Source organism: Flavobacterium gawalongense, from assembly GCF_007097265.1.
Classification (GTDB): domain Bacteria; phylum Bacteroidota; class Bacteroidia; order Flavobacteriales; family Flavobacteriaceae; genus Flavobacterium; species Flavobacterium gawalongense.
This window is the reverse complement of the sequence record NZ_VJZP01000029.1, coordinates 1-16,441: the sequence shown is the minus strand read 5'-3', so window position 1 is coordinate 16,441 and position 16,441 is coordinate 1. Positions and strand designations below refer to the sequence as shown.

General features: G+C 31.6%; 13 protein-coding genes and 1 tRNA gene. 12 read left to right on the top strand and 2 right to left on the bottom strand.

Annotation, left to right across the window (positions count from 1 at the left end; translation table 11 throughout):
• Positions 1–2: 2 nt before the first annotated feature.
• Positions 3–1,070, bottom strand: coding sequence for a 3-dehydroquinate synthase (gene aroB, locus FNW38_RS13800; RefSeq protein ID WP_143388377.1), 1,068 nt, complete (start codon positions 1,068–1,070; stop codon positions 3–5).
• A 92-nt stretch (positions 1,071–1,162) separates the two neighbouring features.
• Here aroB and FNW38_RS13795 point away from each other — a divergent pair, with 92 nt between their 5' ends.
• Positions 1,163–2,332, top strand: a complete 1,170-nt coding sequence (locus FNW38_RS13795) for a proline dehydrogenase family protein (protein WP_143388378.1) — start codon at positions 1,163–1,165, stop codon at positions 2,330–2,332.
• A 120-nt stretch (positions 2,333–2,452) separates the two neighbouring features.
• Here the strand turns inward: FNW38_RS13795 and FNW38_RS13790 are convergent, their stop codons facing one another.
• Positions 2,453–4,240 (bottom strand): ABC transporter ATP-binding protein, encoded by a 1,788-nt coding sequence (locus FNW38_RS13790; protein ID WP_143388379.1) that lies wholly within the window; start codon positions 4,238–4,240, stop codon positions 2,453–2,455.
• A 183-nt stretch (positions 4,241–4,423) separates the two neighbouring features.
• On the opposite strand from FNW38_RS13790, the gene FNW38_RS13785 reads away from it, so the two are divergent.
• The 11 genes from FNW38_RS13785 (at position 4,424) to FNW38_RS13735 (ending at position 16,158) form a co-directional block, all read left to right on the top strand.
• Positions 4,424–4,498 (top strand) — tRNA-Val (locus tag FNW38_RS13785).
• A 272-nt stretch (positions 4,499–4,770) separates the two neighbouring features.
• The gene (locus FNW38_RS13780; protein ID WP_143388380.1) at positions 4,771–6,015 is read left to right on the top strand and encodes a site-specific integrase; all 1,245 of its coding nucleotides are present in this window, start codon (positions 4,771–4,773) and stop codon (positions 6,013–6,015) included.
• A 484-nt stretch (positions 6,016–6,499) separates the two neighbouring features.
• Entirely contained in the window at positions 6,500–7,567 is a 1,068-nt protein-coding gene (locus FNW38_RS13775) for a sensor histidine kinase (RefSeq protein WP_143388381.1), read from the top strand.
• Positions 7,560–8,255: a LytR/AlgR family response regulator transcription factor gene (locus FNW38_RS13770; protein WP_143388382.1), complete on the top strand. Its 696-nt coding sequence runs from the start codon at positions 7,560–7,562 to the stop codon at positions 8,253–8,255. The genes FNW38_RS13775 and FNW38_RS13770 overlap by 8 nt, the downstream gene beginning before the upstream one ends.
• A 318-nt stretch (positions 8,256–8,573) precedes the next feature.
• Positions 8,574–8,972 (top strand): DoxX family protein, encoded by a 399-nt coding sequence (locus FNW38_RS13765; RefSeq protein WP_143388383.1) that lies wholly within the window; start codon positions 8,574–8,576, stop codon positions 8,970–8,972.
• 397 nt (positions 8,973–9,369) lie between these two features.
• Positions 9,370–9,891: a hypothetical protein gene (locus FNW38_RS13760; RefSeq protein ID WP_185963148.1), complete on the top strand. Its 522-nt coding sequence runs from the start codon at positions 9,370–9,372 to the stop codon at positions 9,889–9,891.
• A gap of 178 nt (positions 9,892–10,069) precedes the next feature.
• The gene (locus FNW38_RS13755) at positions 10,070–10,468 is read left to right on the top strand and encodes a DoxX family protein (protein WP_143388384.1); all 399 of its coding nucleotides are present in this window, start codon (positions 10,070–10,072) and stop codon (positions 10,466–10,468) included.
• Positions 10,469–10,747: 279 nt separating this feature from the next.
• Positions 10,748–13,132: a TonB-dependent receptor gene (locus FNW38_RS13750; protein ID WP_143388385.1), complete on the top strand. Its 2,385-nt coding sequence runs from the start codon at positions 10,748–10,750 to the stop codon at positions 13,130–13,132.
• Between the two features lie 12 nt (positions 13,133–13,144).
• Positions 13,145–13,969 carry a DUF4249 family protein gene (locus FNW38_RS13745; RefSeq protein WP_143388386.1) on the top strand — a complete coding sequence of 275 codons (825 nt, stop codon included), beginning with the start codon at positions 13,145–13,147 and terminating at the stop codon, positions 13,967–13,969.
• Positions 13,970–14,299: 330 nt separating this feature from the next.
• Entirely contained in the window at positions 14,300–14,752 is a 453-nt protein-coding gene (locus FNW38_RS13740) for a DoxX family protein (protein ID WP_143388387.1), read from the top strand.
• A gap of 278 nt (positions 14,753–15,030) precedes the next feature.
• Positions 15,031–16,158, top strand: coding sequence for an acyltransferase family protein (locus FNW38_RS13735; protein ID WP_143388388.1), 1,128 nt, complete (start codon positions 15,031–15,033; stop codon positions 16,156–16,158).
• Positions 16,159–16,441 lie beyond the last annotated feature (283 nt).

Sequence of the window (16,441 nt, the reverse complement as noted above, 5' to 3'; positions counted from 1 at the left end):
AATTAAGATTTATAATCCTGAAACGCTTTAAGAATTAATTCATTTTCAACCGATTGATTGATTTTTATTTTTCCGATGCCTTCTATCAATGCAAACTGGATGTTACCATACTCATTTTTTTTGTCGTGAATAAGCAATTCCAAAATAGGTTCGATATCATTTTCTTCAAAAACAATGTCGTCGTATATAGTCTTGATAGTTGATTTTATTTGAAAATATTCCTCCTGATTGATTAAATTTTTATTTAACGAAATGTAACTTTCCAATATCATTCCAACAGCAATTGCTTCTCCGTGTAATAAAGTAGTTTTGTTTTCATTCTCCAGAAAATAGCTTTCAATCGCATGACCAAGTGTATGACCAAAATTCAATGATTTTCGGATGTTTTTTTCAGTAGGATCTTGCATGACAATTTCATTCTTTATTTCTACAGAACGATATATTAATTCATCAAAATCGACAAAATCAATGGCTTTCAAATCTAGAAATTGCTCCCAATATTCTTTATCATATATCAAACCGTGTTTCAGCATTTCGGCAAGACCGGAACGCATTTCGTTTTGGGGCAATGTGTTAAGATATTGTGTATCTATAAGTACCATTTTTGGCACATTGATTACACCTATTTGGTTTTTTAAATTCCCTAAATCAACACCATTTTTCCCGCCTACAGAAGCATCAACCATGGACAATAGAGTAGTAGGAATATGAATAAAATCAACTCCTCTTTTGAATGTTGAAGCGACAAAACCACCTAAATCAGTAACAACACCACCACCAAGATTAATCACGAGACTTTTTCTGTCGGCACCAAGTTCAGTTAATACATTCCAAATTTGTACACAGGTTTCTATATTCTTGTTTTGTTCCCCTGCTTCAAATTCAATGATTTCAATAGTAAGATCAGTTTCTAAAAAAGGTAGAAATTTTGGCAAACAAAACTCATTTGTATTGCTATCTACAATAATAAATAGGTTAGAATACTTGTTCTCTTTTAAATGAAGGTTTAGTGCTTCATATCCTTTTTCATTGAAATGAATCGGATAATTGTTGGCTTGAATTGATTGCATCTTTATTGATTAATTGAAAGGGCAAAATAAGGTAATTTTTGCTGAATAATATTCAAAACTCTATCTATATTTGTACAAAAATATCACAAAAAATGGAAAAAATATTCAATAATACACAAGTTGCGTTTGCATTAAAAAGCGATACCGAACTCGATAGAGCTTATTTTCTTTTCAAAATGATTGATAATCAGCCTTTAGTTCGAATAGGAACTGCGGTTACTAATTTTGCACTGAAAGCAAATCTTCCTGTTGAAGGTTTAATTCGCGCCACCGTTTTTGACCATTTTTGTGGCGGAGTAAATGAGGTTGACTGTCTTTCTGTGGTCGATAAAATGTTTACCAAAGGTGTTTCGTCTGTATTGGATTATTCTGTTGAAGGAAAAGAAGAGGAAGATCAGTTTGATGCTGCATTGGAAATGACTTTAAAAACGATTGAATTTGCCAAAGAACGCAAAGCGATTCCTTTTGCAGTTTTTAAACCAACTGGGTTTGGACGTTTTGAATTGTATGAAAAATTAGGAGAAAAACAAACGTTAACTGCCGAAGAACAAGCCGAATGGAATAGAGTAGTGGAGCGTTTTGATTTGGTTTGTAAAGACGCCCATTCAAAAAATGTTGCACTTCTTATTGATGGTGAAGAAAGTTGGATGCAAGATGCCGCTGATGATTTAGTTACCGAAATGATGCGCAAATACAATAAAGAAAAGCCAATTGTTTTCAATACGCTGCAAATGTATCGTTGGGATCGTTTGGATTATTTGAAAAAATTACACGAAAAAGCCAAAAAAGAAGGGTTTTTAATTGGAATGAAATTGGTTCGTGGTGCCTACATGGAAAAAGAAATTGCGCGTGCTGAAGAGAAAGACTATCCGTCACCAATATGTGCTTCAAAAGAGGTTACAGATGAAAATTATGATGCGGCAGTGCATTACATGATTGAACATTTAGATACGATGTCTATTTTTGCAGGAACCCATAATGAGGAAAGTACTTATGCTCTAATGGAGTTGATGCAAGAGAAAGGAATTAAATCAAACGATGACAGAATCTGGTTTGGTCAATTGTATGGAATGAGTGATAATATCAGTTACAATTTAGCCGCTAATGGTTATAATGTTGCTAAATACCTGCCTTTTGGTCCGGTAAAAGATGTGATGCCGTATTTAATTCGTCGTGCTGAGGAAAATACTTCAGTTGCCGGGCAAACCAGTCGGGAATTATCAATGATAAAAGCGGAACGCAAGAGAAGAAAAGGGGAGTAAAATAAAGTTCTCAGTGATCAGTTCTTTAGTATTCAGTTATATTAAAATGTATAACAACTGTCATGAAAAAATCCATTTGTTTTTCGCAAATGGATTTTTTTTTAGGTCATTGAATTAGAACTAAGAATTGCTAAACTGCAAATTACTTAAGTTTTTATACATTCCATTTTCTAAAGCGATTAATTCCTGATGTGTTCCTTGTTCTGTAATTTTTCCTTTATCCAGAACCAAAATTTGATCAGCGCTTCGTATAGTAGAAAGACGGTGCGCAATAATGATACTTGTTCTTCCTTCCATCAAAATCTCCAGTGCTTCCTGAACCAGTTTTTCACTTTCGCTGTCTAATGAAGACGTGGCTTCATCCAGAATCAAAATACTTGGGTTTTTTAGCAATGCTCTCGCAATTGCAATACGCTGCCTTTGCCCTCCAGAAAGTTTAATTCCTCTTTCGCCAACAACAGTTTCAAATTTTTCCGGAAAACCTTCAATGAAATTTAAAGCATTGGCTTGTTTTGCAGCCAGAAGAATTTCTTCCTCAGTAGCATCCGGTTTTCCGTAGGCGATATTTTCTTTGATGGTTCCTCCAAATAAAATCACATCTTGAGGCACAATACTCATATTACCCCGAAGATTTTCTAAATCATAATCGTAAATGTTTTTCCCGTCTACCAAGATTTCTCCGCTATCAATAGTATAGAAGCGCAGCAATAAAGAAGCGATAGTCGATTTTCCGGTTCCACTTGGACCTACAATGGCGATTTTTTGACCATAATTAGCGGTGAAGCTGACATCTTTCAATACTTTGATTTCTTTTCTCGAATGATAACTGAAAGCTACATTCTTGAAAGTAACATTGCCTTTTATTTTATGGGCAGAGGATGCATTTTGGATTGAATTAATTTTTTCAGGAGTTTCATCTAATAATTCAAAAACACGTTCGGTTGCACCAATTGCCTTTTGGATTTGCGCATAAAGTTCAGCGATTCCTCCAAAAGAAGCACCTACAAATGTAGAGTATAATACAAACGAAATTAATTGTCCTACGCTCATCTCTCCGCTAATGCTCAAACGAACGCCAAACCAAACTACGGCAACAATGGCTCCAAAGAGACAAAAAATAATGAATGAAGCGAAGTATCCTCTGTATTTTCCTCCCTTGATGGCTATTTTAACGACTTCTTTTATCTTGCCATTATAACGTGCAATTTCGTACCATTCATTGGCAAAAGCCTTTACAATACTAATTCCTTGCATCGTTTCTTCAACAATAACCTGACTTTCGGCAACTTTATCTTGAACGTTTTTCGAATATTTTCTGATAAATCGTCCAAAAATAACCGCAGCAACAGCCACAAGTGGTACTACAGATAACATTAGCAACGTTAATTTGATACTTTCATTCGCCAACAAAAGAACACCGCCAATAATTAAAATGAATTGTCTTAAGAATTCAGCTATTGTAGATGTTAAGGTGTCTTGTATTTGGGTTATATCCGAACTGATTCGGCTGTTTAATTCACCTACGCGCTTTTGTGAAAAGAATGACATGGGTAACTTAACCAGATTACTATATAACGCTAATCTAAGATTAGCCAATGTATGTTCCGTAAAATTGACAAATAAAGACAATCTGAAAAAGGAAAAAATAGATTGAAAAAATAAAATAACAACTAATCCCAAGGCAATATAATTAGCCTGCGCATTATCTTTATTTTTCACACAATCGATAAGCATTCCCATTAATTTAGGGAAAGCTAACGCGGTTGCACCTGTTAGCAGTAAAAAAACTAAACCAACATAAAATTTCCAACGATGATTTCCTGCATATTGAAATATAAGAGTCGCTTTATGGAGTGAACTTGCAGTAATTTTTGATTTTGGTAAATCGTTTTCTTTGAATCGTGCCATTACATATTATTTATATCACAAATGTATGACTATAACGACTCATTACAAAAAAACAGTACTGTTTCATTAGATAATTAAAGTGCTATTACAGAGCATGAAAAGGATTTTTATCTAATTTTTATTTATTTTTTTGATAATTTACTTGTAAATACAATTTCTAAATGTATCTTTGCACACCTATAAGGGCGATTAGCTCAGCTGGTTCAGAGCACCTCGTTTACACCGAGGGGGTCGGGGGTTCGAACCCCTCATCGCCCACAAGTTTAATAACAAATGGTTTCAAAACCCTATAAATCTTACGATTTATAGGGTTTTTTCTTTTGTGCATATACCAAATTATTCATTCAATCTTAATTGGAAAGGGACAAAATCGAGACCCTGTAAAATTCAAAATTTAGGGTCTCGCTAAATCTTCTCAATCCTTGCAAACAGTCGTACTAACAACCAGTTCAATGCTTGTTCAGAATATGTACATCTTGTTTGTTATCCTTTAGAAAATTAAATTGAATACTAATTAAAAGGTTACCACTATGAAAGCAAAAATCACTTTACACATTTATGCAAAAACCACAAAAGCTAATGCAGCTGGACAATTACCAATTTATATTCGGCTAACAGTTGACGGCCAACGTTTCGAATTTAGTTCCAAGAAATTCATTGAAAAATCCAAATGGTCTCCAGAACTATCTAAAATGAAAGGAAGCTCGGAAGAAGCTAGAACATTAAATAACTATCTTGATTTAATGAAATCGAAAGTTTTTGACATTCAAATGGAGCTAATCCATAAAAATGAAGAATTATCCCTAGAGAATTTCAAATCAAGAATATTAGGAACCCATCAACGTGAGCGAATGATAATTCCAATTTATCAAAATCACAATGATAAAATCGAAGAACTTATCGGAAATGGGTATGCGTATGGAACACTGGAACGTTTCAAAATATCTTTGAAACACTTGCAAGAATTTATCCAATGGAAATACAGTGTTTCAGACATTAGCATTAATAAAATTGATTATGCTTTTGTAACCGAATTTGAATTCTACTTGCGAAGCGTTAAAAAGTGCAATAATAATACTGCTGTGAAATATGTTAGGAATTTTAGAAAAATAATTAAAATCTGTTTGGATAACGATTGGTTAGATAAAAATCCTTGTAGCCGATACGAAGGGAAAATGAAAGAAGTGGAACGAGATTTTCTTACTGAAGAAGAACTAAATAGAATTTACAATAAAAGGTTTTCAACAGAACGATTAACTTTAGTAAAGGATATTTTTATTTTTTCCTGTTACACCGGTTTGGCTTATGTAGATGTAAAAGGGTTAAAGATAGGCCATATAGCAATAGGCATCGATGGCGAAAAATGGATATTCAAAAACCGTCAAAAAACAGATACCAAGTCAAAAATTCCAGTGCTGCCAATTGCCCAAGAAATCATTCTAAAATATGCCAACCATCCAAAGTGTTTAAATGAAGATAGTATTTTGCCGATTTTGACCAATCAAAAAATGAATGCTTATCTCAAAGAAGTTGGAGATCTATGTGATATTTCAAAAGAAATTACTTTTCATATGGCAAGACACACATTTGCTACCTCTGTAACTCTCACAAATGGCGTCCCTATTGAAACTGTAAGTAAAATGCTTGGACATAAAAACATACAAACTACTCAACATTACGCAAAAGTTTTGGATAAAAAAGTGAGCGAGGATATGAAAATTTTGAGGGATAAATTTGCAATAAACAATATTCAATTCAAGCAAATTAAAATCTAATAAAGACAATTTAATTGAGTTGTCTTTTGAAAAAATAATTAATGCAAAATCAAAAAAAAATATTAAAACTTTACCTATAATTTTTTGGTTTTTATCAAATTTTAGTAATGAAAAATTCTGTATAAGTAATATATTATTTTTTGACATTTCTACTTTTACCAATGTAGAATTACTTTAACATCAACAATAAAAATCTATCATTCTCTTTTGACGCATCCTATTTTAAAGCAGGAAGCTATCCAAAAGCCACAGGAAAAGGTGAAAATGTTACCTATGTATCTTTTAAATCAAATTTTAAATTAAAGAACTTCATTTTTATTCTATCTCGAATTAAGGCAACAATCCTATTGTGATATTTTTCATACAGCCATCCGCATGAGCCTTTCCTAATCTTGCAGACGAATATCCCCAGTTGGAATAATATATTTTCTAATGGCATTAAAATCATCGAATATTGTTCTTCTAAATCACTAAATTTGAAGTTATGAAAAAATCAATCGTTATTTTGCTACATATTGGTTTTTGGTTGTGCTATTTACTGTTAATAGCAATCATGTTAACTGTTTTCTATAGGAGCAGTAGTCATGCAGTAGATCAAACAGCACGAATTTTGAATGCCTTCAAATCCCTTTTCCTGTTTGCATATCTCCCTTCATTCTTAACATTTTATGGTTGCTATTTTATAGTATTTCCAAAATACCTACAGCAAAAAAAGTTTTTCCTTTCCTTTTTTTTTGGCATACTAATTTCAGTAGGTACTTCGATAATAGCCTATATTGTGATGCGGTATTTAATAGAATCGGGACAACTTATTGACATGGATAAAGGAGGGATAAACGGTAGGTCTACCGCTATCAGAACAATACTATTTATGAGCTTTATTGCTTCAATATCTGGTTTAGCAGCATTAATACTTAAAGGTTTTATTACTTGGGTTAATGAAATAAAGTTGAAAGAAGAATTGAAACAAAAAAATCATGAAACAGAAATGGCATTGATAAAATCCCAGCTGGATCCTCATTTTCTATTTAATACGCTGAACAACATCGATGTGTTGATTTTAAAGGATGCGACAGAAGCTTCGAATTATTTAAATAAGCTATCCGATATTTTGCGTTTTATGCTGTACGAAACGAAAACAGATGAAATTTTACTTAAAAAAGAGATTGAATACATAGAGAAGTACATCGAATTACAAAAAATAAGAACTGCAAATGCAAATTATGTTAGATTTGAGGTAATAGGTAATCCAGTCAGTATAACAATAGCACCAATGGTTTTTATTCCATTTATTGAAAATGCCTTTAAGCATAGTACAAATAAGAAAATAGATAATGCTATTAATGTTCAGCTATTTATTAATAAGAAAAACATCATATTTGTATGTAAAAACAAGTTCGATTCCAATCGAAAATTAAAACAAGAAAGCAATGGTTTAGGTAATGATCTTATTCAAAAACGTCTAAATTTAATTTATCCAGTACAACATATATTAGAATTAGACCATCAAATCAACCTTTACAGTGTAAAATTAACAATCAAAAATGGATAGATACTCTTGTATTATAATAGAAGACGAACCCTTGGCTCTCGAAAGAACCAAGAGTTTTGTTAACAAAATACCCTTTCTCAATTTATGTGGTACGTTTGACAATGCACTTAATGGTCTATCCTATTTAAAATCTAATAAAGTTGATTTGCTTTTTTTAGATATTAATATGGATGAATTGTCCGGTATTGAATTGCTTGAAAGTTCAAAAATAGAAAGTCAGGTTATTATAACTACAGCCTATCAGGAGTATGCCATAAAAGGGTATGAACTTAATGTAACTGATTACTTATTAAAACCATTTACGTTTGATAGATTCTTAAAAGCCATAAACAAAGCACAAGAAAACATCAACCAATTCCTTCCTAACGTGCCATTAGACTTTATTTTTGTAAAGACGGAAAATCGATTAGAGAAAATAAATTTAAAAGATATTTTATTTATCGAAGGAATGAGAGATTACCGTAGAATTCATACAATAAATAAAAAGATCATGACGCTTCAAAATTTTAGTGAACTAGAACAAATCATACCCTCCAATTTGGTTTGCAGAGTTCATAAATCCTATATGGTTGGGATTAACAAAATAGAATCTATAGAACGGATGAGAATAAAAATTTCTGATCAGAGAATCCCAATTTCAGAAACCTATAAAGAGCTTTTTTTTCAGGTAATAAATAATAGAATATAGATTTTCAGTAAATGTCTTGCAGAATTAAAATAATAGTTTGCAGACATCTTCACTTACTTCGCATAATAAAATTGTAGCCCTAGCTCTATTCTTGGACTTTTGTATAAAATATTATCAATTTATACATAGGAACAATTATGGAAAAGCTTATTTACACCTATTTACTACTTGACTTTTTATCGGCGCTGGCTATTGTCAAAATATATACCATAGAAACGGAAAACTAAAATTGCTAACCCAATTTACGATTTACCTTGCATTTGTACAGCAATTTACACCAAAAAAACTCAATCTTTAATCTTTAATTATTTTTAAATCATGAAAACAAAAAATAAAAAAATAGCGTACTTATACTGGTCTCTTTTAATACTATTGGCTGTCTTTTTTGCTATAAGCGGCTTTATGGAAATAACTAAAAACCCATCTACCTATCCAAAGACTTTAAGAATGGGTTACCCACCCTATTTTATACTAACACTTGGAATTACTAAAATTGCTGGAGTTATAGCTTTGTTGATACCCAATCTAAAACGACTAAAAGAATGGGCTTTTGCAGGCTTTACTTTTGATGTTATTTTTGCTTTTATATCGGGACGTGCAATAAATAGCAATGCAGACTGCATAAAATCAGCTATTGTATTCTGCATATTAATCCTGACCTATTTCTTGTTTCTAAAAAAAGGTTCGTTTCAAGAAGCTAGTACAGTGGCGGCATAAAAGAGTGGTAACTAACTTGGTTTTTGCAATAGTAATGTTGTTAGTCAAAGCTAATTTCATATAAGCCCTATTCAACTTCTTTTTTTCCCTATCCTGCAGATCACATCTAAAAGTACTTTGCTTCCAGTTTTGGCAATTGGACAAATTAAAATAAATTATCAAGAATTTTATCGGGGAATTTAAAATAGAATATAAAAAAATACCACAATAGTAAGTGATGAAAAGCCGATAAATAAATATATCCTGAATAATAAAATGATATGAATGCAAAATATAATTTATCCTTTGTCCTCTTCTGAAATTTTTTTGTCTGATAATATTTAACCATCATCTAACCTTTCGTACTTGTCTCAAAATAATGAGGCAATAATAATAAACAATTTAATACAAAAAATCAATGAAAAAACTAACATTATTTTTAGCATTATTACTTCTTTCAAATTTTGCTTTTAGCCAAAACAAAGAGACAACAGACAAAAAAGAAATAAAACAAATTTTAAATTCGTTTATGGCGTGTATTGTAAAAAAAGACAGTATAAAGTTTTATAATCTCTTTCATAACGAACCAATAGTTTGGATCGGAGTTATTAAGGATAAAACTCAAGAAGACGTGTTAAAAAAAGACAGTACAAAGAAAAATTATTTTGAAAGTACTTATCAAAAATTCTATAGCTTTATTTCAGATACGGGTACAGATGAAGAAAAATTTTACAATATAGATATTAATGAAGACGGTAGTATTGCATCAGTAACTTTTGATTATAGTTTTTGGAAAAATAAAATAAAGAAAAATTGGGGTAAAGAAAGTTGGGGGCTTGTCAAAATAAATGGAAAATGGAAAATAACAAGCGTACTCTTCTCCCTTGAATCAGAAAAAATTAACCCGGAACCAAAAAGAGAAAATAGCAATACTGACTGAATAAATGCTAGCCACTATTACAGGAATACGCTACAACAGAACGAAGATTTATTAAAAGAAATAGAATCCTGAACCATACAAAATCTAACTAATAAAATGGTTGATGCGTACTTGGGTATTACACAAGAATCATTAAGTCAAATAAAAAAAACTTTAATTATTTAATCATTTATAAATCATGAAAACAAAAAACAAAAAAGGTGCTTATTTATATTGGTCACTTTTAATACTATTGGCTATATTTTTTGCTATAAGCGGCTTTATGGAAATAACTAAAAACCCATCTACCTATCCAAAAACTTTAAGAATGGGTTATCCACCCTATTTTATACTAACACTTGGTATTACAAAAATTGCTGGAGTTATAGCTTTGTTGATACCCAATCTAAAACGACTAAAAGAATGGGCTTTTGCAGGCTTTACTTTTGATGTGATTTTTGCTTTTATATCGGGACGTGCAATAAATAGCAATGCCGACTGCATAAAATCAGCTATTGTATTCTGCATATTAATGTTGACCTATTTCTTATTCCTAAAAAAAGGTTCGTTTCAAGAAGTTAGTACAGTGACAGTATAAAAGAGTGTTAGCTAACCTGGGTTTTGTAGTAGTACTATTGATAATCAAAGCTAATTTCACATAAGTCCTATTTAACTTCATTTTTGTCCTATCCTACAGATTACATCTAAAAATACTTTTGCCATTTCTTAACTTAAGCTAATGGGATTAAATAGTGTCAATAATATTTTTGCATTCTGAAATTATCATAAAAGCCATCAATTTGAAGGTTTATATATTAAAGAATAACATCAAGATTAGTATTAAAATGACCTTGCAAAAAAATTAAAATTAAATATTATGAATATGAAAATGGTTTATCTCTTGACCCTATTATTTCTACTCTTCTTTAGCAGTATATATTCTCAGGAAACACACACACTAAGCGGTATCGTAACTGATTCCAAAAGCAACGAAACCTTAATCGGAGTAAATATCTATTTTCCTGAATTAGAAACAGGAACAACTACAAATGAATATGGCTTTTACTCTATCACAATTCCCAAAGGCAACTATAAAGTGCAAGTGAGTTTTTTAAGTTTTCAAACGATAACAGTAAATGTGAACCTCAACAAAAACTACAAAAGTAACTTCAAACTTTTCAGTAGCGAAGAACAATTACAAGAAGTGGTTATTACAACCGATAGAAAAGCAACCAACATAAGAAAAGCAGAAATGAGTATCAATAAACTTTCTATTGCTACAATAAAAAAAATGCCTGTAGTCCTTGGTGAAGTTGATGTTCTGAAATCTATTTTACTTTTACCCGGGGTAACCAATGCTGGCGAAGGTGCTTCTGGTTTTAATGTTCGTGGAGGTGGTGCAGACCAGAATTTAATACTTTTGGATGAAGCAACTATTTTTAATTCTTCCCATGTTTTTGGATTCTTTTCGGTCTTTAACCCTGATGCAATTAAGGACTTAAAACTTTACAAGGGTGGAATACCTGCAAGATATGGAGGAAGAGCCTCTTCGGTTTTAGATATTTACCAGAAAGACGGAAGTAGCACCGGTTTTCACATGAATGGTGGAATTGGATTAATTTCCAGTAGGTTATTGGCTGAAGGGCCAATAGTAAAAGACAAAGGTTCTTTTCTTATTGGTGGTCGTGCCTCGTATGCACATCTATTTTTAAAACTCTCTGAAGAACAAAAAAACAATGCAGCCTATTTCTATGATTTGAATACAAAGTTATCGTACAAACTAAATCCAAACAATAATTTGTTTCTATCGGGGTATTTTGGTCGGGATGTCTTTAGTTTAGACAAAAGTTTTACCAACACCTATGGCAATTCAATTTTAAACTTGCGTTGGAATCACTTATTTAATGACAAATTATTTTCAAACCTATCCGTGATATTTAGTGATTATTACTTTGGCTTAGATTTGGATTTAGCTGGTTTCAAATGGGATTCCGGAATTAAAAATTATAATATAAAATATGATTTCAAGAATTATATTTCAGATAAATTCAAATTAAATTTTGGTGTGAATAGCATTTATTATGATTTCAATCCTGGAACAGTAAATCCAACAAAACCAAATTCAGGAATAAATTTTAATCAATTAGATAAAAAATATGCTTTTGAACCTGCAATATATATTGAAGCCGAGCAAGAAATTTCTAAAAAAGTTTCCCTTTATTATGGCTTGCGATACAGCCTGTTTTATAGGCTAGGTAAATCAACTACAAATATTTATGCTAATGATGAACCTGTAACTTTTAATCAAGAGCTGCAGATCTATGAAAAAGCAACTCCTATTGGCACTAAATTTTACGATAAAAACAAAGTAATTCAGAACTATAATTATTTAGAACCTCGGTTTTCTATCGCTTATGGAATAGATAAAAATCAGTCTCTAAAAGTAAGTTATAATAGAATGGTTCAGTATTTACAATTGGTTTCCAATACTTCATCACCAACACCACTTGATATTTGGATGCCTAGTGACAATTTTATCAAACCACAAATTGCAGACCAAGTGGCTTTAGGTTATTTCAGGAATTTCGATGAGGAAATGTATTCCTTCGAGGCGGAAACTTTTTATAAAAAAATCCAAAACAGGATGGATTACATTGACGGCGCCGATTTGATTGCAAACGAAGCCATTGAACAGGTAATCCTCAATGGGCAAATGCGCTCTTATGGTTTAGAATTGATGTTCCGCAAAAACGAAGGCAGATTTACCGGTTGGATTTCCTATACCTTATCAAAATCAGAGCAGCAAACTCCGGGAAGAAACAGTTCAGAAATCGGAATCAATAATGGAAAATGGTATAGTTCAGCTTACGATAAATTGCATAATCTCGCCGTTACAAGTAGCTATAATTTAAATAAAAAATGGAGTTTTGGAGCCAATTTTATTCTGCAATCGGGACAGCCCGTAACCTACCCAAACGGTCAATACACGTATCAGGACATTTTAGTACCCAGTTACGGCTTAAGAAACGAAAATAGATTGCCAATTTATAACCATTTGGATCTTTCAGCAACACTAACGCCTCATAAAAACGACAACCGAAAGTGGAATTCAGAATGGGTCTTCAGTATTTATAATGTATACAACCGTAAAAACGCTGCTTCAATAAGCTTTCAGCAAAATGCCGACACTGGAAACAATGAAGCACTAAGAACCTCAATTTTCGGGATAGTTCCTGCAGTCAGTTATAACTTCAAATTTTAAAAATAAACAAAAATGAAAAATAAAATCTATTTCATAATCGGAATACTAACAGTGGTCTTTTTTAGCAGCTGTCAAGATGTAGTAGACATTCCCCTAAATACGGACAAACCAAGATTTGTAATTGATGCCAACATTAATTGGATAAAAGGGACACTTGGAAATAATCAAACTATAAAACTATCTACAACAACCGATTTTTATACAAACGTGATACCTGTGGTTTCAGGGGCGACAGTTTTTATAAAAAATAGTTCAAATGTCATTTTCAGTTTCATTGAAACACCCAATACTGGAATTTATCTTTGTGCTAACTTTGTTCCAGTCATTGACGAAACCTACACTTTGACAGTGATCAACAACGGACAGACCTATACTGCCACAGAAACCTTGAAATCAGTTGCTGCAATAACTTCGGTGACACAAGAAATTCAGACAGGGTTAGGCAACGATATTCTAAAAATAAAAACTTTTTTTGATGATCCAGCCCAAGCAGATAATTATTATCTTTATAAATACAAATTCTCAAAAAACCTAAAACCAGAATACGCTGTGGATGATGATCTCTTTTTTCAGGGAAATACATTCTATAGCTTGGTACTCGAAGAGGATACTAAACCTGGTGAAAAGGTTGAAATTACTCATTATGGCATTTCAAAGGCCTATTTCAATTACATGACCATACTATTGAGCGTGTCAGGAAGTTCAGGAGGCGGGCCATTTCAGACTCCACCTTCAACTGTGAAAGGAAATATAAAAAACGAAACAAATTTTGACAACTATCCACTGGGCTATTTCAGGTTAAGCGAAGTTGATAAAGTTGATTATACCATTCAATAAATCACTTAAATATAATATTTGTAAAATCCTTAAAACTATTTAAAAACTAATAATTTACTGATAGTTAGTAAGCCAAACAGCGGAATTAAAATATACTTCCAAGTACAGATCCTTTCAATATGTTTGCAAACGTCAACCTTCTAAAATCTGACTAGTTTAAGGTGGATTGGAGCATTTTTTTGAGAGAAAAATTTTTCTAAAAATCAGTTAGCGGTCATGCAATGAAAATAATATCAACATTGACATGATGTTTTAAAAAGACCAACTAATAAACCTAATCATTTTGACCAAATCAATAAAGATAAATTCATACTATTAAAACAATAAGAAATGAAACCACTATTTATATTACTCGGAGCATTTACAGTCAGTTTACTCGTGACCAAATTGTTTACCAAAACATTTGATTATCCCTTATTAGGCAGAATTTCTATGGCAGTCATGTTAGGTTTTACAGCAATTGGACATTTTGCTTTTACAAAAGGCATGACGATGATGCTACCTGATTTTATACCTTCTAAGTCCGAAGTAATTTATTTAACCGGTGTTATTGAAATCATTGCTGCTGTAGGTTTACTAATTCCTAGCTTTAGAGTATGGACAGGCTGGGCATTGATACTTTTTTTTATCTTATTGTTGCCTGGAAATATCAAAGCCGCTATTGACCACATTGACTATCAAACAGGGTCTCACAACGGGAATGGACTCAATTACTTATGGTTTAGAATTCCTTTACAAATACTATTTATCGTGTGGACTTATTTTAGCACAATCAGATTTTAATGCGCGTAACGGCTAAGGTTTCGTTGCGTTTACAGCACGAACAATGAAACCCGTGTTATACGGAACCGATTCCCATTCCGTATTTATGAGTAAGCGGACGGATATAACAAATTATGCAATCCAATAATTTTAGGCAAAATCTATTATTAAGTTGAATTTGCTTAACGAATTTCAGAAGCAATTCAATACAAATAGTAAAAAATATAATCATCAAAGTATTTTTAAAATACTTTGATAAAATCATCGAATAGATTACACATTTAATAAAAATAGAAACTATGAAAGAAAGACGATACGACTTAGATTGGTTGAGAGTAATTGCAATTTTGTTATTGCATTTATTCCATTGTGCTATGCCTTTTGTTGCTGAAGAAGGTTGGCATATAAAAAATAATGAATTAAGTAATCTTATGTTGGAATTCAATTATTTTATTTCCAGATGGAGAATGCCATTATTATTTTTGATTTCTGGTATTGGCACAGCTTTTATTATGAACCATGTATCTAAAAGGCAATATGTAATGCAACGGTCTAAAAGATTGCTAATACCATTACTAATAGGTGTGTTACTAATAGTTCCTCCTCAAATCTATTGTGAAAGACTCTTCCAAGGAATAAAGTACGAATCTTATCTAACATTTTATCCTAGTATTTTTTCAACTGGTTTTTATCCTGAAGGAAATTTATTTTGGCATCATTTATGGTTCATAGCTTACCTTTTTGTTTACTCAATAATAGCATTACCCTTCCTTCTGTTCATTAAATCCGACAAAGGAAAAAAAATTGTTTTAAAGTTTGCTAATATAACACGAATGACAGGGATGTACTGGTGTATGATTCCGCTTTATCTAGCCTTTTTACTTTATTTTTGGTATCCTAATGACACTCATGCTTTGATTGGGGATTGGGGAATGTTTACAAGATATTTCACATACTTTATTTTAGGTTCTTTCATTGGAATCAACCAAATATTTTGGAATGACATTGAAGATAAAAGAAAACAGTATTTAAAAACTGCTTTTTTGAGTACTATCCTCATAAATTATTTTCGTTGGAATGATTTAGAACCTGAATGGGGTTTCAATTTACCGAACATGATATATATAGCGTTAGGGATTTTGAATGTATGGACATGGTTACTAGCCATTTTCGGATATGGAAAAAAATATTTAAATTTTAACAACAAAATTTTAAAATATGCAAATGAGGGTATTTATCCTTTTTATATTTTACACCAAACTTTTATAATCGTAATTGGGTATTATGTAATTCAGGTTGATGAAAGTATTATTAATAAATATCTCTTTTTAACATTTGTATCCTTTTTACTTTCAATTGGTGTATATGATTTTTTTATAAAACCATATAATCATATTCGAATTTTATTTGGAATGAAAAATAAATAAAAAATAGTACATAATGGGTACTATCACAATGCTTTATCATACGAGTGATTATTGCTAATGATGGTTTTGAAATAGTATCCATCAATTTTTTTTTAATATAATCATTCCATTCGCAGTACTTTTTCAGCTACCGTTTTTGAACAAATTTTAATTAGAGGTATTAATTTTAGAATAATTGACAAACTCAATCATATAGGAATAAAAATTATAGGTATAGGCACTTTGGTCGCACTTATTAAGTACTGATTTTATTGACATTTATTTATAATTTACCATCTTTCTT

Excerpts from the sequence above, each read along its gene's own strand:
- aroB (WP_143388377.1), bottom strand. The coding sequence starts at position 1,070 with ATGCAATCAATTCAAGCCAACAATTATCCGATTCATTTCAATGAAAAA.
- FNW38_RS13795 (WP_143388378.1), top strand. The coding sequence starts at position 1,163 with ATGGAAAAAATATTCAATAATACACAAGTTGCGTTTGCATTAAAAAGC.
- FNW38_RS13790 (WP_143388379.1), bottom strand. The coding sequence starts at position 4,240 with ATGGCACGATTCAAAGAAAACGATTTACCAAAATCAAAAATTACTGCA.
- FNW38_RS13780 (WP_143388380.1), top strand. The coding sequence starts at position 4,771 with ATGAAAGCAAAAATCACTTTACACATTTATGCAAAAACCACAAAAGCT.
- FNW38_RS13775 (WP_143388381.1), top strand. The coding sequence starts at position 6,500 with ATGAAAAAATCAATCGTTATTTTGCTACATATTGGTTTTTGGTTGTGC.
- FNW38_RS13770 (WP_143388382.1), top strand. The coding sequence starts at position 7,560 with ATGGATAGATACTCTTGTATTATAATAGAAGACGAACCCTTGGCTCTC.
- FNW38_RS13765 (WP_143388383.1), top strand. The coding sequence starts at position 8,574 with ATGAAAACAAAAAATAAAAAAATAGCGTACTTATACTGGTCTCTTTTA.
- FNW38_RS13760 (WP_185963148.1), top strand. The coding sequence starts at position 9,370 with ATGAAAAAACTAACATTATTTTTAGCATTATTACTTCTTTCAAATTTT.
- FNW38_RS13755 (WP_143388384.1), top strand. The coding sequence starts at position 10,070 with ATGAAAACAAAAAACAAAAAAGGTGCTTATTTATATTGGTCACTTTTA.
- FNW38_RS13750 (WP_143388385.1), top strand. The coding sequence starts at position 10,748 with ATGAATATGAAAATGGTTTATCTCTTGACCCTATTATTTCTACTCTTC.
- FNW38_RS13745 (WP_143388386.1), top strand. The coding sequence starts at position 13,145 with ATGAAAAATAAAATCTATTTCATAATCGGAATACTAACAGTGGTCTTT.
- FNW38_RS13740 (WP_143388387.1), top strand. The coding sequence starts at position 14,300 with ATGAAACCACTATTTATATTACTCGGAGCATTTACAGTCAGTTTACTC.
- FNW38_RS13735 (WP_143388388.1), top strand. The coding sequence starts at position 15,031 with ATGAAAGAAAGACGATACGACTTAGATTGGTTGAGAGTAATTGCAATT.